Origin of the sequence: Sediminibacterium sp. (assembly GCF_019264485.1) — a bacterium.
Taxonomy (GTDB): Bacteria; Bacteroidota; Bacteroidia; order Chitinophagales; family Chitinophagaceae; genus Sediminibacterium.
In genome coordinates this window covers 12211-38891 of the sequence record NZ_JAHVAA010000004.1, presented here as the reverse complement: position 1 = coordinate 38891, position 26681 = coordinate 12211, and the positions used below count along the sequence as shown (strand labels likewise).

Sequence of the window (26681 nt, the reverse complement as noted above, 5' to 3'; positions counted from 1 at the left end):
TGCGAGCTGCTGCTGCTTGTTTACGTTGACTTTGGTTAAGAAATGACCGGAAGATTTTATACCCTGTAACAAACTGCATTAATATTCATGCCCGCACCTACTGAGGCAAACATAACGATATCACCCGCTTGTAAAGAATGATCATCCAATATACCACGTTTTACGAGGTCGTATAAAGTGGGAATGGTAGCTACGGAGCTATTACCCAGTTTATGAATACTCATGGGCATAATATGTGAGGGTACTTCTTTTAATCCATAGAGTTTATACAATACTTTTATAAACCCTTCGTCCATTTTTTCATTGGCCTGATGGAGAAAAAACTTTTTTACATCAGTTACATGTATACCACATTTGTCGAGACAGTCCTTCATGGCTGCGGGTACATTTTTAATGGCATACTCATACACTTTTCTACCCTTCATTTTTATATAACGCACACAAGGATCTGAATCTGGTAAATTCGATTTGCCCATGTAGAGATAATAGGCTTCATCAATACAATGACTTTGTACGCTGGCAGCCAGTATTCCACTGTCGCCTTCTTTTTCTTCAATAATACAGGCACCGGCACCATCACTGAAAATCATACTGTCGCGGTCGTAATGATCGAGTACACGGCTCAGGGTTTCTGTACCGATTACGAGACATTTTTTGGCAATACCTGCTTTAATATAGGCATCGGCCTGTATTACACCCTGTATCCAGCCCGGACAGCCAAACAGAATGTCGTAGGCTACACAGGAGGGGTTGCGTATTTGCAAGGCCTGCTTAACACGCGATGCCAGCGCAGGTAATACATCAGTTTGAATGGTGTGTTTTACTACGTTGCCAAAATTGTGTGCCACAATAATCTGGTCGAGTGTTTCAGGATCAATACCTGCATCTTCGATGGCATGTTTGGCTGCAATAACAGCCATATCGGAAGCATTGAATTCGTTGCCTACATACCTTCTTTCTTCAATACCTGTAATGTCGCGAAATTTGTCGATGATATCATTCGGTGCAGCAACAATACGTTCATGATCTTCTGTATAAAAATCCTGGGCAGTAAAATCGCTGTTGGTTTTAATGTGAGGAGGAATATAGCTCCCGGTTCCGGTGATGACTGTTTTCTTTTCTGGCATTGCTATTAGAATGGGGTAATGCCAAATCTACTGATTATCAGGGAACTTCGGTAAGATTGTAGAAGGTTTTTGGAGGAGAAGTGTAAGCCACAGATTCACAGAGTATAATCCTGATAACCTGTAACCCTGTGGCTTGAAAATTATTATAAATACTTGTCGCCCTTGTTTCTTTTTACTTCCGCCACATATTCTTTAATCGACTGTTCTTTTTCTCTTTTGCAGATAAGCAATACGTCTTTTGAATCAACCACGATAAAATCATCCAACCCCTGTAATACCAGTAGTTTTTCTTTTGGTGCCGATACCATGCATTTAGTGGCATCAATTACAATTACGTTATCACTGGCTACTGCATTGCCGAGATAATCTTTTTCGAGGTTATCATAAGCGCTGTTCCAGGTGCCAAGGTCGCTCCAGCCAAAAGAAGAAGGAATTACATATACATTCTCTGCTTTTTCCATGATGGCCACATCAATAGAAATATTGGTACACAAAGGATAGATGCGGTCGATGGCTGCTTTTTCCTCACCGGTATTATAACTGTCTTTAATGCCTTCAAAAAGTTCAAACATTTCAGGCTGGTGAAGCTCAAATGCTTTGGTAAGATTTTTTACCTGCCAAACAAAAATACCTGCGTTCCACAAAAAGTCGCCACTGCCTATAAATGTCTTCGCCAGCTCAAGGTTGGGTTTTTCGGTGAAGGTTTTTACTTTGTAAATACCTTCTGCCACCGTCATACTATCGTGTTGTATATATCCGTAACCGGTATTCGGATGGGTGGGGGTTATTCCCAGCGTTACCAATGATTTGATATGACTTACAAAATCAAGTGCTTTCATGGTAACGGCCCTGAAAGCTTCATTGTCTAAAATCATATGATCGCTCGGAGCCACAATGAGTGAAGCTTCCGGATCTTTCTGTAATAGTTTAAATGAAATATATGCAATACAGGGGGCTGTATTTTTACGGCTGGGTTCTGCCACAATATTTTCAAAAGGTAAAAGGTTCAGTTGTTTCTGAACAATAGGAACATATTCTTCGGAAGTAACAATAAAAATATTCTCGTTCGGAATAAAACTCGCATACCGTTCATAGGTCCATTGTAACAATGATTTTCCGGTATGTAAAATATCAAGAAACTGTTTTGGATAAGCTGTTCTGCTCATGGGCCAGAATCGGCTACCAATTCCGCCGGCCATGATGGCCACATAATGATGTTTGTTCATTCCTAATTAATTTGATCCCCTTTTCAGCCCTGCAATATTACAGGCTAATTTAGCAGCGCAATGAAATAGTTTCAATTCCTGTGTCTTATCTCTTACTTTCTTATTCCTTTATTTATATAATCCCCTCTCTTATCAGGTCGTGAATATGTAGTATACCCATATAAGTTCCGTTTTCGGCAACGATAAGTTGACTGATATCATTGTTTCTTAACACTTCCAATGCTTCTACGGCAAGCATACCCGGATCGATGGTTTTTGGATTGGGCGAAAAAATATCCGCAGCAGTAATAGTGCTCAGCTCATTTGTTTTTTCAAGCATTCTCCTGAGGTCGCCATCGGTAATAATACCCAGAACTTTATTTTGAGGGTCTACCACGGCGGTAACACCCAATCTTTTTTCGGTAATTTCTACAATCACCTGTTTTAAACCAGTATCGGGTAATACTTTAGGGCTTTCATTATTAGTATACAGATCTGCCACACGCAGGTATAAACGTTTGCCAAGATTACCACCCGGGTGATAACGCGCAAAATCATGGTCCGAAAAACCATTTAACTCCATCAGGCATACGGCCAGTACATCGCCCATTACCATTTGCGCTGTAGTGCTGCTGGTGGGTGCGAGGTTATTGGGACAGGCTTCCTGGCTTACTGTAGTATTTAAAACAATATCAGCCGCTTTGGCGAGGGAGCTTTCGGTATTACCTACCATTCCGATAAGGGTATTGCCAAAATTTTTAATGAGTGGAACCAGCACTTTTATTTCAGGGCTCTCCCCACTCTTACTGATGAGTAATACAATATCATCCTGCTGAACCATGCCCAGATCGCCATGAATGGCATCGGCTGCATGCATAAAAAGTGCAGGGGTACCTGTAGAATTTAGGGTGGCTACAATTTTCTGTGCAACAATGGCGCTTTTACCTACGCCACTGATCACAATCCTGCCTTTGCAAAGGGCTATCTGGTGAATGGCTTTATCAAAATTTTCATCAATAAAAACCGAAAGACCAGCAATGGAAGCCGCTTCCAACTCAATGGTTGCTAATGCCGTTTGTACAATCGTTTTTTTCATGCCACGCAAAGGTAAACTTTAACAGCAAACTCTATGTAATCAGCCCATTCTTCGTTAACTTCGCCGTCCTTTCGAAAAAAGCAGGTAGCTTCCTCAGAAGGGCCACCATGGACCGGTTCCGCCGGAAACACTTCCTCTTAAGCCGATGGGCAAATATTAAGTGAAAATTCCGGTAAAATCATTAACTTATATGGTTATAAAGGGTTCCGCCGGTGCGGTAAACTGATTGTATATACATGGCAACAAGTACAAAAAAAGCCCCAGCAAAAAAGGGCACAACACCTAAATCTGCCGCAGCAGGTAAAAAAACGACCACAAAAAAACTGGCAGAAGCCAATTTTGATATTCATGGGGCTCTGGAAACCTATTTTGGTTTCCGGGAATTCAAAGGCACACAGGAGAAATCTATCCGCAGCCTATTAAGCGGTAAGGATACATTTGTCATCATGCCCACTGGTGGTGGTAAAAGCCTCTGTTACCAGTTACCCGCCATGATACTCGAAGGCTGTGCCATTATAGTATCGCCCCTTATTGCCCTGATGAAAAACCAGGTAGACCTTGTAAGGGGTTACAGCGAAAAAGACGATGTGGCGCATTTTCTCAACTCCTCACTCAATAAGGGCCAGATAAAAGCAGTTAAGGAAGACCTCGACAGTGGTAAAACCAAACTGCTCTATGTGGCACCCGAAACATTAACCAAGCAGGAGAACCTGGAATATTTCGCCGATCTTAAAATTTCCTTTTTTGCGGTTGATGAAGCACACTGTATTTCAGAATGGGGTCACGATTTCAGACCTGAATACCGCCGTTTGAGGGAAATGATGGACATCATTAACCCCGATGTGCCCGTTATTGCATTAACAGCAACAGCCACACCCAAAGTACAAAGCGATATTGTAAAGAACCTCGGCTTACGCGAACCCAATATTTTTATCTCTTCTTTTAACCGTACCAATCTCTATTATGAGATTCAACCAAAGATTAAAAAAGACCAGACGGTTAAACATATTGTGAAGTTTATCAGCCAGCACAAAGGCAAAAGCGGTATCATTTATACACTTAACCGTAAAACCACCGAAGAGCTTGCCGAACTGCTGGTAGCCAATAATATTAAAGCCGTAGCCTACCATGCCGGACTTGATCAGAAATTACGTGCCGACCGGCAAGACCAGTTTCTGAATGAAGATGTACAGGTAATTGTGGCCACCATTGCATTTGGAATGGGAATTGATAAACCCGATATCCGATTTGTGATTCATTTTAATATTCCCAAATCCATCGAAAACTATTACCAGGAAACCGGCCGGGCAGGACGCGATGGACTGGAAGGTATTTGTGTATTGTATTACTCGCATAAAGACGTGGCCAAACTGGAACACCTCATGCGCGACAAACCACTGAGTGAAAGAGAAGTGGGCGGACAACTGATTGATGAAACCGTGGCTTATGCCGAAAGTTCGGTGTGCCGCCGAAAAATACTGCTGCACTATTTTGGAGAAGATTGGGGTGAAAAAAACTGCGGTAACTGCGATAATTGTAGAAACCCGAAAGAAAAAATTGAAGTTAAAGAAGAAGTGGTACAGGTGCTGAAAACGATTAAAGCACTGGATGAACGTTTTGTTACAGACTATGTAATCAGTGTGCTTACGGGTAAACTCACGCCACAGATCAGCATGTTCCGTCACGATCAGCTTGAAGTATTTGGTATTGGCAAAGACAGGGAGCTGCATTTATGGAACAGCCTGGTTCGACAGATTATGCTGGAAAACCTGGTGCGAAAAGATATTGAAGAGTATGGCCTCCTGAAAATAACAGAGAAAGGTGAAAAGTTTTTGAAGAAGCCTGCCTCCTTTAAAATTGTATTGAATAACCTGTTTGAAGATGCCAATGCCGATGACGAAGAAGGTGAAGGCGGAGCACAAACCGGGGCGGCGGCCGATGACAAATTGTTTGAAATGCTCAAAGAGTTGCGTCAGAAAGAAGCCAAACGAAAAAACCTACCGCCATTTGTCATTTTCCTCGAAACTTCTTTACAGGATATGGCCACATTGTATCCTACTACATTGGAAGAGCTGGAAAAATGCCAGGGTGTAAGTAAGGGCAAAGCCATAAAATATGGTAAGCCATTTGTGGAAATGGTGGCCAAATATGTGGAGGAAAACGATATCGAAAAACCGGATGATTTTGTAATGAAGAGTGTGGCCAATAAAGCCAACAATAAAATTTACATCATCCAGAATGTAGATAAAAAAATTCCACTCGAAACCATTGCAAGGAATAAGAACCTGCGACTCGATGAGCTGCTGGAAGAAATGGAAACCATTGCTGCCAGCGGTACCAAACTCAACCTCGACTACGCTATTGATGAATGGCTGGATGAATACGACCAGGAAGAAATTATTGAATATTTCAAAAACTGCGAAACTTCATCACTCCAGATAGCACAACAGGAACTGAGCGATAATAATTATACCTGGGAGCAGTTGAAAATTATGCGGATCAAGTTTTTGAGTGTGTATGGGAATTAGTGAGTCGGGAGTCCGGAAGTCGGTAAGTCCGAAAGTATATCCTTCTGTGTTCTTCTGTGAAACTCCCCCTAAGGGTCCTTTGGACTGCGCCTCACTCCGTGTAACTCTGTGGTAAAAAAACATTCAAATAAATGCGGACATCTTTTTTAATTCTTATCACATTCATTTTACGCTCCTTTTCTCCCGCTGAACCAATACGCATCCTTAGTTACAATATCCGCAATGCCAAAGGCATGGATAATGTAACCAACTATAAACGCATCGCCAACATCATCACTCAATCAAAAGCCTCCATTATTGCTTTGCAGGAACTCGATAGTGTTACACAGAGAAGTAAAGGAGTTGATGTATTGAAAGAACTGTCTGAAACAACAGGCATGTATGCCAGTTATGGTGCCGCCATTGCTTTTCAGGGAGGTAAATATGGAGTGGGTGTATTGTCGAAAGAAAAGCCAGTAAATCAGAAAACCATTCCATTACCCGGAACCGAAGAACCAAGGGTTTTATTGATTGTAGAGTTTGAACACTATGTAGTTTTCTGTACGCATCTTTCACTTACGGAAAAAGACAGGATTGGTTCTGTAAAAATTATTGAAGAAGCAATAAAGGCATATCAAAAACCCGTTCTGCTTGCGGGCGATTTAAATGATATTCCCGGCAGCCCGATGATGCAATTGCTGCAACATCATTTTCAATTATTGAGTTCAAATGCCTTTAGTTTCCCTTCCGATAAACCCGATCGTTGTATCGATTATATTCTCATGCATCACAAACAAAAAGTATCGGTTCTTCAGGCCGAAGTATTAAATGAGCCTGTAGCTTCGGATCACAGACCGGTGATGGTTCAACTAAACTGGCAATAGTTACAGTATGGAATACTGCCATAAAATCATCTTATTAAAAACGACTGATGATGGCAGAGATTCAAACACCCGAAAGCAGGAACCGTAAGGGCCTGCACCGCAACAAAAAATTATCTACCCGTGTAGATCTTACACCCATGGTTGACCTGGGTTTTCTACTCATTACTTTTTTTATTTTCACCACTGCATTGAGTGAGCCAACGAGTATTCTTTTGCCCTTACCCGATGAAAGCAATACAGATAACCCCACAGTAACCGGCGAAAGAAAAACCATTTCTCTATTGCTCGATGGTAATAATATCATTCGCTATTATGAAGGCAGCAATGAAAAAAATATTCAGCTAACAGATTACAGCAATAAAGGATTAAGAGCCGTATTACAGGCCAAAATAAAACAGGTAAAAACCTATTTCGGCGATGATGCAGAGCCTGTTGTACTCATCAAACCATTACAGGCATCGAGTTATGGCAACCTGGTGAATGTGCTGGATGAAATGATGATTAATGGGGTGAAAAAGTATATGTTGCTGGATGAAAAGCAGTAATTAACCATGCGGTGTCAATTATGTGAGCAATCTGTATTAAGAAGTAGGATATCTGGCTTTTCAGATTAATTGCGGAAAGAGGGCATGCTAAATTATCGGTATTTGTGAATTGGATTTAATAATAAAAGTCAGAACAAATACTATTAGCTTATTTTATAAAGATTGATTGAATGTGCCAGTTGTTTTTTTTAAAAGGGTAAGAAAAAATATTTTTTTTTTTCAGTTCTTCGCATAGATTTGTTCTGTAAATGTATATGCAATCCCCCCTGCGCATTGTACATTTAGCATCTGTATTTGTTGCCCCCTACACAGATACAAATATTGATACCCCCCTGAATTTACCCGGATCATTTTGATATTGATACGACTTTGTTTTGTATCGATCTTAGTTTTTTTTTCCGAAACTAATATGCAGAATCCTTATGCGTAGTAGAAGAGTATTGACCATACTAATGCTTATATTTTCATCCGCAGCGTGTTTGTCACAAACGCCTGAAACTATTGAGAATAAACCCGTTCCGGGTAAAATGGTATTATCTGATCGTGCATTGGAAAAGCTGTCGGCTAAGTATCAAAAACTAACTCGGCGCATCAGGAAAAAGAATAAAAAACTGCTTGCTAAATCGAGGATGTTTGAAAAAAAACTGGGTTTCCCTGATAGTATTACCACTGGCATGGAGGGGAAAAAATTTTATCAATCTCTGGAAGCTGGTTTAGTGAATGCGGATAACACAGATTCAATGCAAAAACCCGGTACCGAATATCAACCCATGTTCGATAGCCTGGTAACAGGAATTCAATTTCTTCAAAAACAGTTAGGTAATTATTCACTTGCTTTAAAGCAACTTGGGATCGACCTCCATATTTTCCAGAAACACTGGCAGAACAGTATTGAGATACAGTCGCTATTACGTAACAGGCGTAATGTTTTAAAAGACCTTCTGGTAAAGCAGGGGCGATTACAGGCATTAACTTCTTTCCAGAAAGAAATTTATTATCACCAGCAACAATTGAACGAGTACCGGGACTTATTAAGACAGCCTGATAAGTTGGCCAAACAATTACTGACCGTTGCCAAACAGCATCCACAGTTTACCAGCTTTATGTCGCGTAATAGTATGTTGTCGCAAATTTTTCAGGTACCGGGTTCTTTACCGGCTAATAGTGCAATAGCCGGGCTCCAGACACGCAGTAGCACGCAACAGATGATAGGTCAGCAATTACAGGGTGCTACAGGCGGCAGTAGCCCGGCCCAATATTTACAAACACAGGTACAGGCGGCACGTACAGAATTAAACAAACTGAAAGACAAGCTAAACAGCATGGGTGGAAGTGGCGATATGGAAATGCCCGACTTTAAACCAAATACCCAAAAAACAAAAACATTCTGGAAACGAATTGAGTGGGGAATGAATATACAATCGCAAAGACCCAATGGCTGGCTTCCGGTTACCACAGATATTGCTGTTACAGCAGGATATAAACTGACTGATCATGCAGTAGTTGGCACAGGCATGTCGTATAAAATGGGATGGGGTAAAAATTTCAGCCAGATGCGTATCACACATCAGGGAGTGGGCTTGCGCAGTTATATGGATATCAGGCTGAAAGGCAGTATATGGATCAGTGGGGGATATGAGTTGAATCACCAACAGGAATTTTCAAGAATTGACCTGCTTCAAAACCTTGACGCCTGGCAGAAAAGTGGTTTGATAGGCATGACTAAAAAATTTAAAGCAGGTAAAAAAAATGGCAACCTTCAGTTGTTATGGGATTTCCTGAGTTATTCACAAACCCCACGTACAACGGCACTGAAGTTTAGAATAGGGTATATGTTTTAACATATGAAATACATTAAACTAACCGGAAAGAGAACTATTGTTATGAGAATAATGTACCAAAGAAAAATGAGGCTGACTACTGTATTGTTTTTTTGCAGCCTGCTGTTACAGTTACATGTAAATGGCCAGTCATCTACGCAACCCGCGAAAATGAGTATCGTGCCACCATCACCGGAAGCTGCGGCCATTAATAAATACATTGATATGCCGGTAAATACCTACACCGGTATTCCTTCCATCTCCATTCCTCTCTATGAAATAAAAGTGGGTAAACTAAGTATTCCAATTGGCCTTTCCTATCATGCCGGTGGGCATAAGGTAGAAGAAGTTGCTTCCTGGGTAGGTTTGGGCTGGACCCTTTCGGGCGCGTATCAGGTGTCGAGATCAATGGTGGGACTTCCTGATGAAACGCCGGAAGGTTATATGAACGCACCGGCTGTTTTAAACTATGCACCAGCTACATCCGATACAAACCATGCAAAAATTGTTCGCTACATCAGTGGTATGGAGGATGCAGAACCAGATATTTTTTATATGAGTGGTTTGAATGTAAGTGGTAAATTTTTACTCGATAAAATATCTAAGGCGCCAAATTTTATCCCACACCAGAAAATAAAACTTAGTTATGGTCTTGGTGAAGATGGAATCCAATCATGGAATATGGTGGGTACGGATGGAACTAGGTATAAGTTTAATGTAAGGGATGCATCTGTATCTGTACCTTTTCTGGAGAGAGGAGCTGCTTCAACTACTGCTAACTCGGCCTGGTGGTTATCAGAAATTCAGGTACCCGAGAGTGATAAAAAAATTACATACGAATACCAGCAGGCGGTATTCAGTTATCTGCAGGGTATAACACATACCAGTTTTGAACGTACTTCTGCAGGTGGTGCCGTAAGAGATGATATCGCTTCACAAACAAGGATTACGCAGGAAGCGCAGTTGCTGAAAAAAATCAATTTCCCGGGAGGTACAATTGAGTTTATTGCTAACGGCTCCTCCGATCCGCAACGCTGCGATATTTATGGAGGTAAATACCTGAAAGAAATAATTGTAAGAAATTCCAGTCAGAAGATCATAAAACATATTGTACTTCAGTATGCCTATTTCGGTTCAACAGGAGAAGTGGCGCTGTCAACTACCTGTGTGCAGGGTACTGAGCGCAATGAGATCAGACTGAAATTAAAATCTGTATCCGATATCACAGATCCGTTACGACCACTTACTACTACGATCACTTATAATGAATCATTACATCTGCCCAATAGGGTTAGTTCTTTTGCGAGGGATCATTGGGGTTTCTACAATGGAAAAAATAATCTCACACTTGTACCCTCGGTAAGAACCGTTTATAATGGGCAACCTTACGATCTTTCAGGAGCAAACAGGGATGCTGATTCAGCTTTCACCGGAGCCAATCAGGTTAAGAAAATTACTTACCCTACCGGTGGTTCTGCTTCGTATGAATTTGAACAGAATGATTGTGAAAACATACAACTCCCCAATACGTACATACCCAGGAATACTTCAATTAAAGGAGGAGATATTGGTCAGTCAAAACAAATACTGATCAGAACCATCAGTTGGACCACAAAATTACAGGTACAGCCTGCTTACCTGCCGGCAGGAGCAGTATTGAATATAAAAGTTTACAGGAGTATTGACAGTAGTATGATTGGGCAGGCAACCTATTCAAATGCGCATGGCAATACAGATTCATTATTGCCACTGGTGATACCGGTTGCAGTTACCGATACGGCCGGTGAGCAATTCAGTATTGTTTGTACGTATATGGGCGATGCGCTCAATGCCACAACTGATTTTGTACTGGCCAATTGGGATGATGAAATATACCGGAAGAAAAAAGCAGCGGGAGGTTTGCGGATCAAAAAAATACAACTGGCTGACCCTGTAACAGGAAAAACCATTTCCAATGTGTACAGTTATCTGAATAGTACAGATACTACCCGTTCTTCAGGTACCATGATCGACCTGCCAAAGTATGATTATATGTTTATGTATAATAATGCTTCATATATCACAAGAACTTCATTGCCAAATAATGACCTGGGGTATACACAGGGGAGTCCTGTTGGTTACAAATATGTAACTGTAAAACAGGTTGATGAAACAGGTGGTATAAATGGGGCTACAGAATTTGAATACACAACAGTTGATGATTTTCCGGAAGTATATCATTCCAATGGCTACGTGAATGGAAACGCTTTTCCGTTTGTAACAGCATCGTACAATAATGAGTGGAGAAGAGGAAACCTGATCAGAAAAAAAATATTCAAAGGACATCATAAAGACTCACTTACATTAATCGCACAAACAGATAATGTTTATAAATACTATAGTGGTCTGCCAACAACACTGGGCGATTCTTTCACAAGCCATGGCAACAGTCTTCCTGCTGCCAAAGCCTATATTTCATATGAGAACCATACCGGTACTCCACCTTCTTCTTATATATACGAACTGGTTTCATATAACATCTATACCGGTATGTATAGTGAACTGATCAGCTCAACAGAAAAAAGTTATGATAATGGTATTGTGCTAACCCAGACAACTAATAACCAGTACGACTCTAACTACCTGCAATTACGTAGCAGCTACACCATTGATAGCAAAGGCGACACCAGTCGTACCCATTTCAGCTATCCTTTTGACCTACCTGCTACTGCGGTAAGAGATACTATGCTACAGCGAAATATGATTGACCAGGTAATAGAGCAAAAACTATATAAAAATGCCACTTTACTTTCAACACAAAGAAACGAGTATTCATTTTTTAATGCCGGTCAGGTAAAACAATCGTCGTCACTTTCTTCCCGTTTTGGTAACACACTTGATACAGATATCAGTTATCAGGCGTATGATGTTTATGGTAACCTGATACAATATAAAGGACGAAATGGTGTGACAATGAGTTACCTGTGGAATTATAACCACTCGCTACCAGTTGCAGAAGTGGCTAATGCAACATCAGGTGATTTTGCATATACCTCATTTGAAACCCATATGCAGGGTGGATGGAATGGAATAGACACGCAATACGTTAGCGCAGCAACAGCCATTGCCGGCAGGAGAGCGTATGATATTGGTACAACCACAATAAGCAAAACAGGTCTGCTTGCAAATAGTTCTTACCTGGTAACCTATTGGAGTAAATCGGGTGCATTAACCGTAAGTGGTACCACCGGTAGTGTGAAAACCGGTATTTCTGCCAATGGCTGGACCTATTATGAACATCGTGTAACGGGCGTGTCTACGGTAACTGTGAGTGGGTCGGGTATAATAGATGAATTACGACTATTCCCATCCAATGCCCAAATGATTACTTATACATATGAAGAACTGACGGGTATGACGAGTCAGTCTGATGCATCAGGAAAAATCGTGTATTATGAATATGATCAGCTCGGCCGCTTACATCTCATAAGAGACCATCAGCAAAATATTCTTAAACAGATATGCTATTCTTATACCGGACAGGAATCGGATTGTGCGGTTCGTTATTATAATGAAACACAAAGTCAGACTTTACAGAAAAATGATTGTGCTCCTGGTGGTACAGGAAGTATGGTAACTTATACTGTTCCGGCCAATACTTACAGTTCATTTATTAGCGTTGCTGATGCAAATCAACTTGCACAAAATCATATAAGCGCAAACGGGCAAGCTTATGCCAATGCAAATGGTAACTGTACTTTCTACAATGTGGCGCAGTCGGGAAGTTTCCAGAAGAATAATTGTGCACCGGGTGGTACAGGATCAACCGTTACGTATACAGTAGCGGCGAATACATACAGCTCCACCAGCAGTCAGGCGGCTGCCAACCAATTGGCCATTGATGATGTGAATGCAAACGGACAAACCTATGCGAATGCAAATGGTAACTGTACATTCTACAATGCGGCGCAGTCTGGTAATTTCCAGAAAAATAATTGTGCGTCGGGGGGTACGGGTTCAACGGTAACCTATACAGTAGCGGTGAATACATACAGCTCCACCAGCAGTCAGGCAGCGGCCAATCAATTAGCAATCGACGATGTGAATGCAAACGGGCAAGCCTATGCCAATGCAAATGGCAACTGTACCTTCTACAATGCGGCGCAGTCTGGTAATTTCCAGAAAAACAATTGTGCATCAGGCGGAACAGGCTCAACTGTTACTTATACAGTAGCAGCGAATACATATAGCTCAACCAGCAGTCAGGCAGCGGCTAATCAACTGGCCATTGATGATGTGAATGCAAACGGGCAAGCCTATGCCAATACCAATGGTAATTGTACTTTCTACAATACGGTACAGTCGGGGAATTTCCAAAAGAACAATTGTGCACCAGGTGGTACGGGTTCAACTGTTACATATACGGTAGCTGCGAATAGTTATAGTTCAACGAGCAGCCAGGCAGCAGCTAACCAATTAGCAATTGATGATGTAACTGCCAACGGGCAAGCCTATGCCAATACCAATGGCAACTGTACTTTCTACAATACAGCGCAGTCTGGTAATTTTCAGAAGAACAATTGTGCACCAGGCGGAACAGGTTCAACCGTTACTTATACGGTAGCTGCAAATACATACAGTTCAACGAGTAGCCAGGCTGCAGCTAACCAATTAGCAATTGATGATGTAACTGCCAATGGGCAATCGCATGCCAATAGTAATGGATATTGTACATTCTACAATACAGCACAGTCTGGTAATTTCCAGAAGAACAATTGTGCACCGGGTGGAACGGGTTCAACTGTTACATATACGGTAGCTGCGAATAGTTATAGTTCAACGAGCAGCCAGGCAGCAGCCGACCAACTGGCGATTAATGAGATCAATGCCAATGGTCAATCGCATGCTAATACCAATGGTTATTGTACCTTCTACAATACAACACAGTCGGGTACATTTTATAAGAACAACTGTGCACCTGGTGGAACGGGTTCAGCCGTAACATATACGGTATCGGCAAATAGTTACAGTTCAACCAGCAGTCAGGCAGCTGCCGATCAACTGGCGATTAATGAGATCAATGCCAATGGTCAAACGCATGCAAACAATACTGGCTATTGTACGTTCTACAATACGGCGCAGTCGGGTAATTTCCAGAAGAACAATTGTGCGCCTGGTGGAACAGGGTCAATAGTAACCTATACCATACCTGCGAACACCTATAGTTCAACTAGCAGCCAGGCGGCAGCCGATCAACTGGCCATTAATGCTGTGAATGCCAATGGTCAGACTCATGCCAACAATACTGGCTATTGTACATTCTACAATACGGCGCAGTCGGGTAATTTCCAGAAGAACAATTGTGCGCCTGGTGGAACAGGTTCTACAGTAACCTATACCATACCTGCTAACAGCTACAGTTCAACCAGCAGCCAGGCAGCGGCCGATCAACTGGCTATCAATGCGGTGAATGCCAATGGCCAGTCTTATGCCAACAATAATGGTTACTGCACCTTCTACAATACAGTACAACAGACTAATTTCCAGAAGAACAATTGTGCGCCTGGTGGTACGGGTTCAACGGTAACATATACTGTACCGGCAAACTCATACAGCTCAACGAGCAGCCAGGCGGCAGCCGATCAACTGGCGATTAACGAGATTAATGCCAACGGTCAAACTTTTGCCAACAACAATGGCTATTGTACTTTTTATAATAGTACACAGTCTACAACATTCTATAAAAACAATTGCGCATCGGGTGGTTATGGATCTGCAGTAACCTATACAGTATCGGCAGGTGCATATAGTTCAACGAGCAGTCAGGCAGCAGCCGATCAGCTGGCGATAAACGAAATTAATGCCAATGGCCAGGCCTATGCCAATAGTAATGGATATTGTACCTTCTATAATACGGCGCAATCGGGTACCTTTTATAAGAACAATTGCGCACCCGGTGGCACTGGCTCAGCAGTAGTCTATACCATTTCGGCGTATGCGTACAGCTCAACCGAAAGTCAGGCGGCAGCCAATCAGTTGGCCATTAATGCAGTAAATGCAGGTGGACAAACCTATGCCAACAACAATGGTTATTGCACCTTTTATAATGCACCGCAATCGGTAAGTTACCAGCGTAATAATTGTTCAACAGGTGGCACCGGCTCATGGGTAACCTATACAGTACCGGAAGGTTCGTATAGCTCTACTTCAAGCCAAAGCGATGCCAACCAGCAGGCATTAAATGCGGCCCATGCCAATGGTCAGGCCTATGCCAATGCAAATGGAACCTGCACTTATTACAATACCACGCAGCAAGCCTATTTCCAGAAAAATAACTGCCCCGGAACGGCGGTTGGCTCCTCAGTGTTGTATACGGTATATGCGGGTGCGTATAGTTCAAACATTGACCAGGCGCATGCTAACCAGTATGCCATTAATGACCTGAATGCCAATGGACAAACCTATGCCAATAATAATGGTGGCTGTACCTATTACAGTGTTGCTTATTCAGCAAATTTCCAGAAAAGCGATTGCGGATCGGGTGGCACTGGTTCAACAGTACTGTTCACAGTACCTGCAGGTTCATTTACATCTACTACCAGTCAGGGTCATGCCAATGGAGCCGCTTATGATTATATGATGGCAAATGGGTATGCCTATGCCAATGCCAATGGAACCTGTACCTACTATAACACAGCACAGTCTGGCACATTTACCAGGAATAATTGCGGTTCGGGTTATACAGGCGGACAGGTAACCTACACCGTACCCGCCAATACATATTCGTCCAATACCAGTCAGAGCGATGCCAATCAGCAGGCCATCAACGATGTGAATGCCAATGGCCAGGCCTACGCCAATGCCAATGGTTCCTGTACAGCTATTCAAACTGATGTATATGCGCAGCTTACAATAGAAAATGTATATGATTACTTTGATGGGTATTCTTATGGTGATCTCGTAGTACGATTCTATACCGATGCAAGTGCAACGGTGCCTACATCGGCCAATAACCTGAATATTAATTACACAGCATACGATCAGTGTGCATGGCAAACATCTGATACTTACTATGGTGCTTATGGATACTATGCTTATCTCTATTATGGTGCAACATTATCTTATCCAAGTGGCTGGTGCGGCTATCCGTGTTATTCACCCTGTTATATTAATTATCAACTAACAACCGGTACTGGTTATATTATTATCTGGTAAATCATCTTAATTATGAAAAAACAAAACATACTAAGTCCTTTTTTTATAGCATGCCTTATGCTCGGAACACTTATTGCTTCTGGGCAGGCCATCAGCCGCGACAGCAGCCGTGCAGTAGGCATGAAAAACATGCAGTTGCTGTTGAAGTTAACTGATCAACAGGTGAAAGAAATAACAGAGCTCACCATTACACAGGAGAAAAAAGTAGACCAGATGAAAAAGGCACCTATGATGCCTGAAATGCGAAAGCAGCAAATGGAAAACGATTATAGTGCGTACCGTAAAGCCATCCGGAAAATACTAACCAAAGAGCAATGGGAACAATATGAACAAATACAGGCCCAGCGCCGCAGTAAACTAGTAGAAGAAGGAACAAAGAATAAAGTAAAAGTACAATTGGGAAGGATCAAAGAATGATTCGTTCACTGCCAAACAATATACTTAATCGTCATCACGTAATCTTAGCGTAATGTTATACAGGAAAAGACTCAGTTTTATCACCACACTTTTGTTTGTAAATGGTATACTGGCGCAAACCAATAAACCACAAACCAATGTAACCCAGGTACCTGCTCCAACGCATGCAGTGGCTGCCAGTCCCGGTGCATATAGCAACAGTGTACCGGTAAATTATGTACGTACCCGGCAGGCCAGGTATCCGTTTACCAGTGAGAACCAGTTTAATGCCGGAAATCAAACCCAGCGGAATGAAATTACCCAGTATATGGATGGTTTGGGGCGGGCATTACAAACAGTAAATAAACAGGCAGCACCCGGTCAGAAAGATATGGTGAGCCCGGTTCATTACGACGGGTTTGGAAGAGTAGTGTACCAGTACCTTCCATTTGTACCACTATCGGGTACGCAGCAGGCTGATGGTAGTTTTAAAACAGATCCGTACCCGTTACAGGAAGCTTTTTTTCAGCAACAAACATCGTTGCAGGGCGAGCAGGTTTACTATGGGGTTACACAGTATGAACAATCGCCCCTGAACAGGGTATTACAAACTCAGGCTGCCGGTAATAGCTGGGCCGGAAGTAACAGGGGCAGCGGCAACGCTTACCTGCTGAATGATGCAACTGATGAAGTACGGATATGGACAATTGGTTACGATACACTTAGCTACCTGCCTGCCGACGACCTGGTAAACCTGCCACAACATGCGGGCATATATGCTACAGGACGCCTCACTGAAAACCAGTTGACAGACGAAGCGGGAAACCGTGTGGTAGAATACAAAGATGTGCAGGGTAAAGTAATATTAAAAAAAGTACAGATCGACAGCAACCCTTCGGCATCGCATACAGGCTGGTTATGTACTTATTATGTATACGACGACCTGGGGCAACTGCGTTTTGTAATTCCCCCCAAAGCGGTGGAAGCATTGCAACAGCAAAGCTGGACACTGTCATCATCTGTTGCACAGGAATTGTGTTTTCGGTATGAGTATGATAACAAGGGAAGGATGATTGCCAAAAAAGTACCGGGCGCAGGTTGGGTATACATGGTATATGATGAACGCGACAGGCTTTGTTTTACACAGGACGCCAATATGCAACAGCAGTCGGTTTGGATGGGTACCTGGTACGATGGTCTCAACAGACCCAGACTCACAGGTATCATCTATTATAACGATAACAGGAGTGCATTGCAATATTGGATGAACAGCCATTTTACGAATGCGGAAGGTACCCTCACTGTAAACACGGGCAGTAATGAAAACATAACCGTTTGGAACAACAGCTTACCAGCGGGCCATAACCTGAAACCGTTAACTGTTACGTATTACGATAACTATGAACACACTTCACGTACTTATACTACAACAGATAACCATAAAATACAGGCGGGAGCAGCTAACCAGACGCATACAGAAGCATTGCCGTCATCGGCCTGGATGCAGGTAACAGGGTTGAGTACGGGCAGTAAAATAAAAGTGATTGAAAATCCCGACAACCTCGACCAGGGTGGCTGGCTCGAATCGACACAGTTTTACGATGAAAAAGGACGCGTAGTACAGGTACAGTCGGATCATTACCGTGGCGGAACAGATATTACCACCAGCAGGTACGATTTTACCGGCAAAGTGGTAGCCAGCTACCAGTACCACCAGAACAGTGCAGCGGCTTTTACCCTGCGAACACTTACACAGATGGAATACGATGCAGAAGGGCGTTTGTTGAATATCATTAAAACCCTGAACGACAGCACCCAAAACCAGCGTTATCTCGTACGAAATACCTATGATGCCATGGGTCAATTGATACAGAAAAAACTGGGGCAGAAAAAATCAACCGATACCACTGCAATGGAAGTGCAGGATTATGCGTACAATATCAGGGGCTGGCTGCAGGGTTTGAACCGGGAATACAGCCGCGGAAATAATACACGCTGGTTTGGCATGGAGCTGAATTACGACTGGGGCTATACACAAAACCAGTACAATGGCAATATTGCCGGTATGCAGTGGAGAAGCGGGGGCGATGCCGAACGCAGATCGTACGGATATGGGTATGACCGTGCCAACCGCCTGCTTTTTGGCGATTTTACCCAGTACAATGGAACAGCCTATGCCGATAATGGCAATATTAATTTTGATGTACTCATGGGTAACGGACAGGATTATTCGGCAGCGTATGATGCCAATGGCAATATCCTGCGAATGCAGCAATGGGGTATGAAACTGAATGCCTCGGCCCGTATAGATGATCTACAATATAACTACTGGTCGCAGAGCAATAAACTGAAAAATGTACTGGATGCTGAGAACGATACCCTTACCCGGTTGGGCGATTTTAGAAGTTCTACCGCCTATATGGCTTCACTCGGAAGCAAAACCAGTACGGTAACCGATTATACATACGACGAGAATGGTAACCTGGTAAAAGACCTGAATAAGGATATTGTAAGGGTGAATGGTGGCAATGGTATAAAATATAATCACCTGAACCTGCCCTTCGAAATAAAGGTAAAAAAAGCCAATGGCGATTCTGGTATCATTACCTATGTATATGATGCAGCAGGAACCAAGCTGCGTAAAAAAGTGGTGGAAAACAATGATACCACGATTACCGATTACCTCGGTGGCCAGGTATACAGAAATGACAGTCTCCAGTTTGTGCAGCACGAAGAAGGCCGTGTGCGCCAGAACCTGCAGGGGCAGTGGGTGTACGATTATTTTATTAAAGATCACCTGGGTAATACCAGGGTATTGTTAACAGAAGAGTACCAGCGCGATCCCTACCCGGTAGCTTCGCTGGAAACAGCCACACTGGGTAATGAGCAGTTATATTATACCATACCCGATGGCGGAAGTGTAAGGGTAAATAAATCAACCATAGCCGATTATCCAACAGATGCGTACACGAACCCGAACGACTTTGTGCATAAGCTAAATGGCAGTGGTACGAAGGTGGGTACCAGTATGGTATTAAAAGTAATGGCTGGCGATACCGTATGGCTGCATGCAAAAAGCTGGTACCGGTTAAATGGCAATTCACCCGGCAGTCCGGCCAGTCCCCTGTCTGAACTGATTGCGGCGCTGGCGGGTGGTGTAAGTAATATGGGGGGCGGCAAATTTAGCTATACCGACCTGGTGAACAATAATATACTGAGCCCCGGGCTTAGTTCTATGTTGGGCAGCCAGACCGATGCATCGGGTAAACCCCGTGCTTTTTTAAACTGGGTATTGTTTGATGAACAGTTTAATTTTGTAAGTACCGCAAGTGGTTTCGACCGTGTAGGATCAGATGATGAATTAAAAACCCATTCGGTATCAGATCTAACCATACCTCGTAATGGATACCTGTATATTTACGTAAGCAACGAAACACCAAATGTTGATGTGATCTTTGATAATTTACAGGTAACACATAGTAGGGGCCCCTTGATGGAAGAAACGCATTATTATCCATTTGGGTTGACAATGGCGGGGATTAGTAGTAAGGCTGCTGGGAAGTTGGAGAATAGGTTTAAGTTTGGGGGCAAAGAACTTCAATCAAACGAGTTCAGCGATAACAACGGCTTAGAGTTATATGACTTCCAAGCGAGAAACTACGATCCACAACTCGGGAGATTCTGGGGAGGTGACAAGAAAGCCGATAAACTTGTACAATGGTCGCCTTATACATATTGTTTAAATAATCCTCTCTCCTTTGTAGATCCCGATGGAGAATTTCCTTGGCCTATATCAGTGAGAAGTTTTATTTCAGCAAGCAGTGTGGCTGGTGGCTTATTTAAAGGAGATGGACGAGGGCCTTCTGTATCTACAGACAGAACTACAACTACTTCTAGAACCTTTGTCAATTTTACTTATGACCCTCAAAAAAAAGCTTTGACTAACAAAAGTGTGGGTGCAGATAATACAATAATGTATGCGCCACCAGAAGCAGGTATGGGGGATAAATATCCATTGGTGTCAAAGACACCCGAACCAAAGGCTACATTTACTGAAGTGAGTACAGAAAAAAATTCTTTAGGTAATGATATTGGTTCGTTTGGAGTTAGCTATGCAGCAAAAGACCCTGTTACTCCAGGGTTTGCTACACCTTCATTAGATGTACAGTCTAATTTTTCTATTACAGAAAACTTAAAGACGGGAACATTGTCTGTCAACGCTACGTTCACAGGAGATGTATTCCCCAGCACAGAGGCATTTATAAGTGACCAGTCGGGAGTTAAATTATTTTTAGGGGCAAAAAAAGAAACAGGAGGTATTAAAGATTTATTTGGCGATAACAAAAAATCTTTATTTACGGTTAACATGCAAATTAAATTTGATTCTAAAGGAAACTTTACGGGTGTACAACAAGGAGATAAATTAATTAATATCGCTGATTGGAATAAACAAGTACAGGCTACTTGGAGCAAATAAATTAAGTATATATGAAAAAAAGGATAACTATAATAACATGCTCTTTATTACTGATAATACTTATAGCTGTAGTGTGGGAGTGGGTTTATATAAAAACCACAGCAAAGGAAGAAGTATTTGTTTTGCCTCGTAACTTTAAAGGCATTGTTTTGATAGCTTACGATCAAAAAGACGGAATGGAGGATATAAAAGAAGACGGTAAGCTGGTCTATAAAATTCCGGTGAATGGCATATTAAAATTAAAGCGTAAAGAAGTTACTACACTTTTTAAATCTTGGTATTTCATTGAAAATGAAAATGGAAACCGAACAGTGCTTAATTATTGTTTCCCACCTTGTGAAGAGATGAGAAAAGAAACAGCTAAAATATTTGCTTTTGGAGGCGGAAATAGGATATTTTTTGATGAGCAACTTGAATTAAAAACGTCAATTTTTTTAGTTGGAACTGCTACGGATATTGACAGTTTGAATAAAGTATATGAAAAAATTAATGCCATAGAGCTATTAAAGAACAGTAAGTAAAAGCAAAAGATTGGCACTGTTGGCTTTTGTTATAGGCAATGTCCAAGAGCGTTATAAATAAAAACGTTCGAATATTTGGATATCTATATAATCAACGAAATACCAAATGTTGATAGCCTGTCCTGACGATAGGAAGGATGTTCTTTGATAATGTACAGGTAACACATAGCAGGGGCCCTTTGATGGAGGAAACGCATTATTATCCATTCGGGTTGACGATGGCAGGGATTAGTAGTAAAGCTGCTGGGAAACTTGACAACAAGTATGAGTACAATGGTAAAGAGAAACAGGAGAAAGAATTTAGTGATGGTAGTGGACTTGACTGGTATGATTATGGAGCGAGGATGTATGATGCACAAATTGGTAGGTGGAATCATATTGATCCTTTGAGTGAGAAAATGGCAGGAGTATCCTCTTATGGTTACGCATTCAATAATCCCATTTCATTTATTGATCCAGATGGACAGTATCCGATTAAGGTGGTTGTCAGAAGTTTTGCGCCGTTTAATAATTTTGGAGCAGGGGCGTGGAAAGGAGACGGTGCAAATAGGAAATTTTCAACATCGCCTGAGGCATCATCTCGTTTAAGTCAGGTAACAACCTACAACACAGAAGACATGTCTAAAAAACATGATGCTTTTGGAGCAAAGTCGAAATCGAACTACGGTGCTAATGCTTATTCAGATGCAAAGATTGAAGATGATGAATCGTATGGCAACAGAATTTTTACTCATATGTCGGGTGATAATGATGCTCTGATTCCTGGGATTGATTGGGGTGGACCTACATATGATATTGATGTCTGGACAGATGTTACAGTAAATACTACAATGAATAAAGATGGCTCTTCTACTTTGTCACTTTCAGGTTCAATTTCTGGTGATGGCTTCCCAAGTACAGAGGCATTTGTAACAGATAAAGCAGGGAATTCACTTTTTCTTGGAGTGGGGTCCGCAAAATCTGGTCCGAATAAAGGACCATTTCGTACTTTGGCAGGTGATAAGCAGCAAAAACAGTTTGGAATAAACATTAGAATTGCTGTTGATAAAGATGGGAATTTCATGGGCGTTTATCAGGGAGACAAAGTCATTAGTCCACAGGCTTGGAATAAATATTTTGAACAACAAAACCCAAAAGGTGATGAAAAAGAAAAATAAAGTTTCACTACTGTTAACGTTACTTCTTGTAGTCACATCATTTTTTCCTGTAATTCAGGTTATGATTATGTCTTTGAATGGAGCATTGATTGAATTTTTTAGAAATATTTTAAGTTACAATGGTAGCGATAGCTTACTTTATTTCATAAACACACTTCTTGGATTGGTGACGTGTGTTTTATTTGTGCTTTCAAAAACTGTTATCCAGAAAGTGTTATCTGGACTTGGAGTAATTTTATTTTTCCTGCCATTGATTATTTATCTGCTTGAAGGAAGGGTTGATTCAGATAGCTTTTATTTCTTGCAGTTTTTAATTGGCGGAATTGTGATTGGTGGTGTGTTAATAATACTTGAAACATTGCAGAGAAAATAAAATTGAATTACTTTTTACAACCACCACTCCACATAACGGGGTGGTTTTTTTATGCCCATACTTCACCCTGCAACGTCTGAGAACTTTTTTAATAAAAGCGTCCGGAATACCGGACATCTGGGAAAAGAAGAGTTTGTTTGGTTTGGAATGTATGTAATTATGCATGTACTTGAGTTTTGAGAAGGGGTTGAGTGCAAAGAGAGTAGTAAATTTCCTTTTTATAGGCAACAATCATCTGCTTTATTAAAGTTGATTCTATTTCTTCTCCGTAGGGTGTACTTAAAAAGAGAAGTTCTGCGCGTAGTCTCCTGAGGCTCGAAGGGACTTTGCGCTGCTACACAGCCAGCATGTCCCTTTTGCTTTAGGGTTTACTAATTTGTTACAGAAAAATTGAGCGTAAAAATTAATTATTAACTTTCCTCTGTGTGCGTGGTCGCAGAGTCCTCTACGAGAGACATCTGCGGGGAACGTTCAAAGAAAGTAGACTCAGCGGAGAAGGAATATCAAGAATTGCAGCAATTTTTCGTAATGGCAATTGCTTATTCTCCCTCAATTGTCTAATGATGTCGCCTGTACTCTGTAAATTATTTGACTTCATTATTTGGATATTTATATTCCAAAAATAATAATCCAAAACGAATAATTATTTTTTTTTACAAGTACTCTCAACTTTCTCATTTATTTCACTCTCCCAAATTGTGTCCATCAACGATAAACTAAAACTGGAACTCGACAAGGTTAAAAAACAATTATCGCTAAAGGAATACTAACTCTCTGCGGAAACTTTACGCCCTCTGCGGCTCTGCGGTGAATTTTCGTGGCATATTCACTAAATCTCCACTATTTTATGCAGCACTGGCACCATATTTGGTGTCAATAATATACATCCCCCTGAGCCATTGTTTCATCACCGAATAAAAGGAGGGTTTATGTATATTCAGCACTTACAGCCAAATATCATCCTCAACGACAGCTACTTAACAGTAATGTCTGAACAGGCAGGTAACCTGATACTGAAAGTATTGGATGTAAACGGACATATGGCCAAAACCATAGTGGAAGATGTAAGCGAGGGTTTACAGCAATTGGTGATTAATCTCGGCGACCTGGCCAGTGGTAATTATATCCTCAATGCATTCAGTGGCGACGTATTCATTAAAGCCATTCGTTTCAGTAAACAATAATATTCTTCTTCCCTGCACCGAACTTAAGTCCGGTGCAGGGAAGCTTATTTTCTTTTGTAGGCGCTAACTCTTTCTTTTACATTTTCCCTTACACTCAGGTAATACAGGTTATAATCACCAATATGATAGTTTTTTGTAGTAAAGAAAATATTACCAAAGAACCGGGGTTTATGTGTCCAGATAACGGCTCCGGCATTATTGGCAGCGGCTACTTTTTTTACGAGGCTGTTGAAATTGGTTACCACCCCACCTTTGTTTTCTTTGCGGCCGGCAAGGGTATCGTTATTGCTCCAGGTAAGTGGATTGGTAACCATTACTTTTTCTTTTTCATTCAATACATACGCTGGTTTATACCCTTCTTTAAAAGTACGCCAGCTCAGCACACAACCTGTTTCAGCAGCTGTAGTACAGGCTTTGATAGTTGTAAACCAGTTTTCTTCAACAGGAATACCGACCAGGTATGCGGCTACTAATTTTTCTTGCAATGCCGTACCATCAAAAAATTCCTTTACCAGTCTTTTGCCATGCGTGGTTCCCTGGCTATGTGCGGCAATAATAATGGGGCGCCCCTTGTTATAATTTTGCAGGTAATAAGAGAATGCGGCTTTCACATCTGCATAAGCCAGCTCAAATGCCTGTAATGCGGCTGCAGTATCTGCTGCGGTTACAGGAAAATAAGCACTTAGATTGGCCTGTCTGTACCTCGGCGCAAAAATTCTTCCTGCTTCATTAAAAATACTGGCCTGGAATAAAATGGTGCTATAATCTGTTTTGGCAGCTAATGCTGTATTGTAAATAGGCGCGTTCCAACCCAATGGACGGGCATAATCGGTATAAGTGGTTGGGTGCAGAAAAAAAACATCAATGGTAGAATCGGGTTGGTACAGTTTGCGTAAGGGTTTGGGAATACTGTCTGAAGGATCTTTTTTATAAGGGTGTGCCGCCCAGTATTCCATTCTGCTGTAATCGGGTGTGCTGATGGTTTCAGGTAAACTGTAATTGGATACATATTTATGATAGCCATTGTTACAGGCCAACAAAAAAACAATGCATAAGCATACAAAACCCGTGTATTTCATGCCTTAAAGTTGATAAAAATACCTGAAACAAAGGCTTTGTCTACATACTACCATAAATCGGAGTAGTTTTGTATTTTTCCAGACGGTAGAAGAACCGGTTCTGTATTATTCACCTAAAACGAGTGTTATGGCCATTCCTGTAGTAGACCTGGCAGCATTTTTAAGTGGCGATCCGCAGCGTAAAGCAGCTTTTGTAGAGGAGCTGGGTAAAGCCTATGAAGAAGTAGGTTTTGTTGCTGTAAAAAACCATGGTATCCCCGATGAGCTGATTGCCCATCAGTATGAATATGTTCAACAGTTTTTTGCCCTCCCCCTGGAGAAAAAATTGCAGTACGAAATACCCGGTCTGGCCGGTCAGCGCGGGTATACCAGTTTTGGCCGCGAGCATGCCAAAGGCAGTGAAGCGCCGGATTTGAAAGAGTTTTTTCAGTACGGACAAACCGTTGAAAATGGCGACCCGATTAAAAGTGAATACCCCGATAATGTGATGGTAAGAGAAGTGGAGCCTTTGAATAAAACCCTTTTCAATGCCTACCGCAATTTTGAAAAAAGCGGCCGTGCCTTATTACAGGCCATTGCTTTATATCTTGGTCTCGATGAAAATTATTTCGATTCGCATATAGCCAATGGTAATTCAATACTGCGTTGTATTCATTATCCCCCCATTACCAATGAACCCAAAAGCGCTATTCGTGCCGAACAGCATGAAGACATTAACCTCATCACTTTACTGGTAGGTGCTTCTGCCGATGGCTTGCAGATACTTACCAAACAGGGCGATTGGGTAAACGTAACTTCATTACCCGAACAGATTGTGGTGAATGTGGGAGATATGTTACAGCGTTTAACCAATAACAAACTCCGCAGTACCACGCACCGTGTGGTAAATCCACCAAGAGAACACTGGCATACGAGCAGGTTCTCCATGCCTTTCTTCCTCCATCCGAGAAGCGAAATGAGCCTGGCCTGTCTGGAGAGTTGTATAGATGAAACACATCCAAAAGCATATCCAGATGCAACTGCTGGCGAATATTTGGATGAAAGATTGAGAGAGATAGGGTTGAAGAAATAAAGAATAAGGAATAAGAAACAAGGAACAGGAAATCAGGAAGGAGT

General features: G+C 41.8%; 16 protein-coding genes. 12 read left to right on the top strand and 4 right to left on the bottom strand.

Going from position 1 to position 26681, the window contains the following annotated elements; translation table 11 throughout:
- Positions 1 to 56: 56 nt before the first annotated feature.
- The 3 genes from KXJ59_RS01615 to KXJ59_RS01605 form a co-directional block, all read right to left on the bottom strand.
- On the bottom strand, positions 57 to 1127 hold the full coding sequence (locus KXJ59_RS01615; RefSeq protein WP_295200408.1) for a ketoacyl-ACP synthase III: 1071 nt from the start codon (positions 1125 to 1127) through the stop codon (positions 57 to 59).
- A gap of 143 nt (positions 1128 to 1270) precedes the next feature.
- Positions 1271 to 2353 (bottom strand): mannose-1-phosphate guanylyltransferase, encoded by a 1083-nt coding sequence (locus tag KXJ59_RS01610; RefSeq protein ID WP_295200406.1) that lies wholly within the window; start codon positions 2351 to 2353, stop codon positions 1271 to 1273.
- Positions 2354 to 2465: 112 nt separating this feature from the next.
- Positions 2466 to 3428 (bottom strand): KpsF/GutQ family sugar-phosphate isomerase, encoded by a 963-nt coding sequence (locus tag KXJ59_RS01605; RefSeq protein ID WP_295200403.1) that lies wholly within the window; start codon positions 3426 to 3428, stop codon positions 2466 to 2468.
- 236 nt (positions 3429 to 3664) lie between these two features.
- On the opposite strand from KXJ59_RS01605, the gene recQ reads away from it, so the two are divergent.
- From recQ to KXJ59_RS01550, 11 genes are all read left to right on the top strand, one after another.
- Positions 3665 to 5956, top strand: a complete 2292-nt coding sequence (gene recQ / locus KXJ59_RS01600; protein WP_295200402.1) for a DNA helicase RecQ — start codon at positions 3665 to 3667, stop codon at positions 5954 to 5956.
- Between the two features lie 131 nt (positions 5957 to 6087).
- Complete coding sequence (locus KXJ59_RS01595) at positions 6088 to 6819, top strand: endonuclease/exonuclease/phosphatase family protein (RefSeq protein ID WP_295200400.1); 732 nt, start codon at positions 6088 to 6090, stop codon at positions 6817 to 6819.
- A 47-nt stretch (positions 6820 to 6866) separates the two neighbouring features.
- Positions 6867 to 7364, top strand: a complete 498-nt coding sequence (locus tag KXJ59_RS01590) for a biopolymer transporter ExbD (protein WP_295200398.1) — start codon at positions 6867 to 6869, stop codon at positions 7362 to 7364.
- A 479-nt stretch (positions 7365 to 7843) separates the two neighbouring features.
- Positions 7844 to 9205, top strand: a complete 1362-nt coding sequence (locus tag KXJ59_RS01585) for a hypothetical protein (RefSeq protein ID WP_295200395.1) — start codon at positions 7844 to 7846, stop codon at positions 9203 to 9205.
- A 42-nt stretch (positions 9206 to 9247) separates the two neighbouring features.
- Entirely contained in the window at positions 9248 to 16378 is a 7131-nt protein-coding gene (locus tag KXJ59_RS01580) for a DUF5977 domain-containing protein (protein WP_295200393.1), read from the top strand.
- Between the two features lie 12 nt (positions 16379 to 16390).
- Complete coding sequence (locus KXJ59_RS01575) at positions 16391 to 16795, top strand: hypothetical protein (RefSeq protein WP_295200391.1); 405 nt, start codon at positions 16391 to 16393, stop codon at positions 16793 to 16795.
- Between the two features lie 52 nt (positions 16796 to 16847).
- Positions 16848 to 21251 (top strand): DUF6443 domain-containing protein, encoded by a 4404-nt coding sequence (locus KXJ59_RS01570; protein WP_295200388.1) that lies wholly within the window; start codon positions 16848 to 16850, stop codon positions 21249 to 21251.
- Between the two features lie 11 nt (positions 21252 to 21262).
- Positions 21263 to 21772, top strand: a complete 510-nt coding sequence (locus KXJ59_RS01565) for a hypothetical protein (RefSeq protein WP_295200386.1) — start codon at positions 21263 to 21265, stop codon at positions 21770 to 21772.
- 137 nt (positions 21773 to 21909) lie between these two features.
- A complete protein-coding gene (locus tag KXJ59_RS01560; RefSeq protein ID WP_363265469.1) occupies positions 21910 to 22929 on the top strand; it encodes an RHS repeat-associated core domain-containing protein in 1020 nt (339 codons plus the stop codon).
- A complete protein-coding gene (locus tag KXJ59_RS01555) occupies positions 22913 to 23302 on the top strand; it encodes a hypothetical protein (protein ID WP_295200382.1) in 390 nt (129 codons plus the stop codon). Before KXJ59_RS01560 ends, KXJ59_RS01555 begins: the two co-directional genes overlap by 17 nt.
- 929 nt (positions 23303 to 24231) lie before the next feature.
- Positions 24232 to 24486 carry a hypothetical protein gene (locus KXJ59_RS01550; protein WP_295200380.1) on the top strand — a complete coding sequence of 85 codons (255 nt, stop codon included), beginning with the start codon at positions 24232 to 24234 and terminating at the stop codon, positions 24484 to 24486.
- A gap of 44 nt (positions 24487 to 24530) precedes the next feature.
- On the opposite strand, the gene KXJ59_RS01545 is transcribed toward KXJ59_RS01550, so the two are convergent.
- Positions 24531 to 25565 (bottom strand): DUF3089 domain-containing protein, encoded by a 1035-nt coding sequence (locus KXJ59_RS01545; protein WP_295200379.1) that lies wholly within the window; start codon positions 25563 to 25565, stop codon positions 24531 to 24533.
- Between the two features lie 127 nt (positions 25566 to 25692).
- Here KXJ59_RS01545 and KXJ59_RS01540 point away from each other — a divergent pair, with 127 nt between their 5' ends.
- Entirely contained in the window at positions 25693 to 26637 is a 945-nt protein-coding gene (locus KXJ59_RS01540) for a 2-oxoglutarate and iron-dependent oxygenase domain-containing protein (protein WP_295200377.1), read from the top strand.
- Positions 26638 to 26681: the final 44 nt, after the last annotated feature.

Coding starts and splice junctions, on each gene's coding strand:
- KXJ59_RS01615 (WP_295200408.1), bottom strand. CDS start 1,127: ATGCCAGAAAAGAAAACAGTCATCACCGGAACCGGGAGCTATATTCCT.
- KXJ59_RS01610 (WP_295200406.1), bottom strand. CDS start 2,353: ATGAACAAACATCATTATGTGGCCATCATGGCCGGCGGAATTGGTAGC.
- KXJ59_RS01605 (WP_295200403.1), bottom strand. CDS start 3,428: ATGAAAAAAACGATTGTACAAACGGCATTAGCAACCATTGAGTTGGAA.
- recQ (WP_295200402.1), top strand. CDS start 3,665: ATGGCAACAAGTACAAAAAAAGCCCCAGCAAAAAAGGGCACAACACCT.
- KXJ59_RS01595 (WP_295200400.1), top strand. CDS start 6,088: ATGCGGACATCTTTTTTAATTCTTATCACATTCATTTTACGCTCCTTT.
- KXJ59_RS01590 (WP_295200398.1), top strand. CDS start 6,867: ATGATGGCAGAGATTCAAACACCCGAAAGCAGGAACCGTAAGGGCCTG.
- KXJ59_RS01580 (WP_295200393.1), top strand. CDS start 9,248: ATGAGAATAATGTACCAAAGAAAAATGAGGCTGACTACTGTATTGTTT.
- KXJ59_RS01575 (WP_295200391.1), top strand. CDS start 16,391: ATGAAAAAACAAAACATACTAAGTCCTTTTTTTATAGCATGCCTTATG.
- KXJ59_RS01570 (WP_295200388.1), top strand. CDS start 16,848: ATGTTATACAGGAAAAGACTCAGTTTTATCACCACACTTTTGTTTGTA.
- KXJ59_RS01565 (WP_295200386.1), top strand. CDS start 21,263: ATGAAAAAAAGGATAACTATAATAACATGCTCTTTATTACTGATAATA.
- KXJ59_RS01560 (WP_363265469.1), top strand. CDS start 21,910: ATGTTCTTTGATAATGTACAGGTAACACATAGCAGGGGCCCTTTGATG.
- KXJ59_RS01555 (WP_295200382.1), top strand. CDS start 22,913: ATGAAAAAGAAAAATAAAGTTTCACTACTGTTAACGTTACTTCTTGTA.
- KXJ59_RS01550 (WP_295200380.1), top strand. CDS start 24,232: ATGTATATTCAGCACTTACAGCCAAATATCATCCTCAACGACAGCTAC.
- KXJ59_RS01545 (WP_295200379.1), bottom strand. CDS start 25,565: ATGAAATACACGGGTTTTGTATGCTTATGCATTGTTTTTTTGTTGGCC.
- KXJ59_RS01540 (WP_295200377.1), top strand. CDS start 25,693: ATGGCCATTCCTGTAGTAGACCTGGCAGCATTTTTAAGTGGCGATCCG.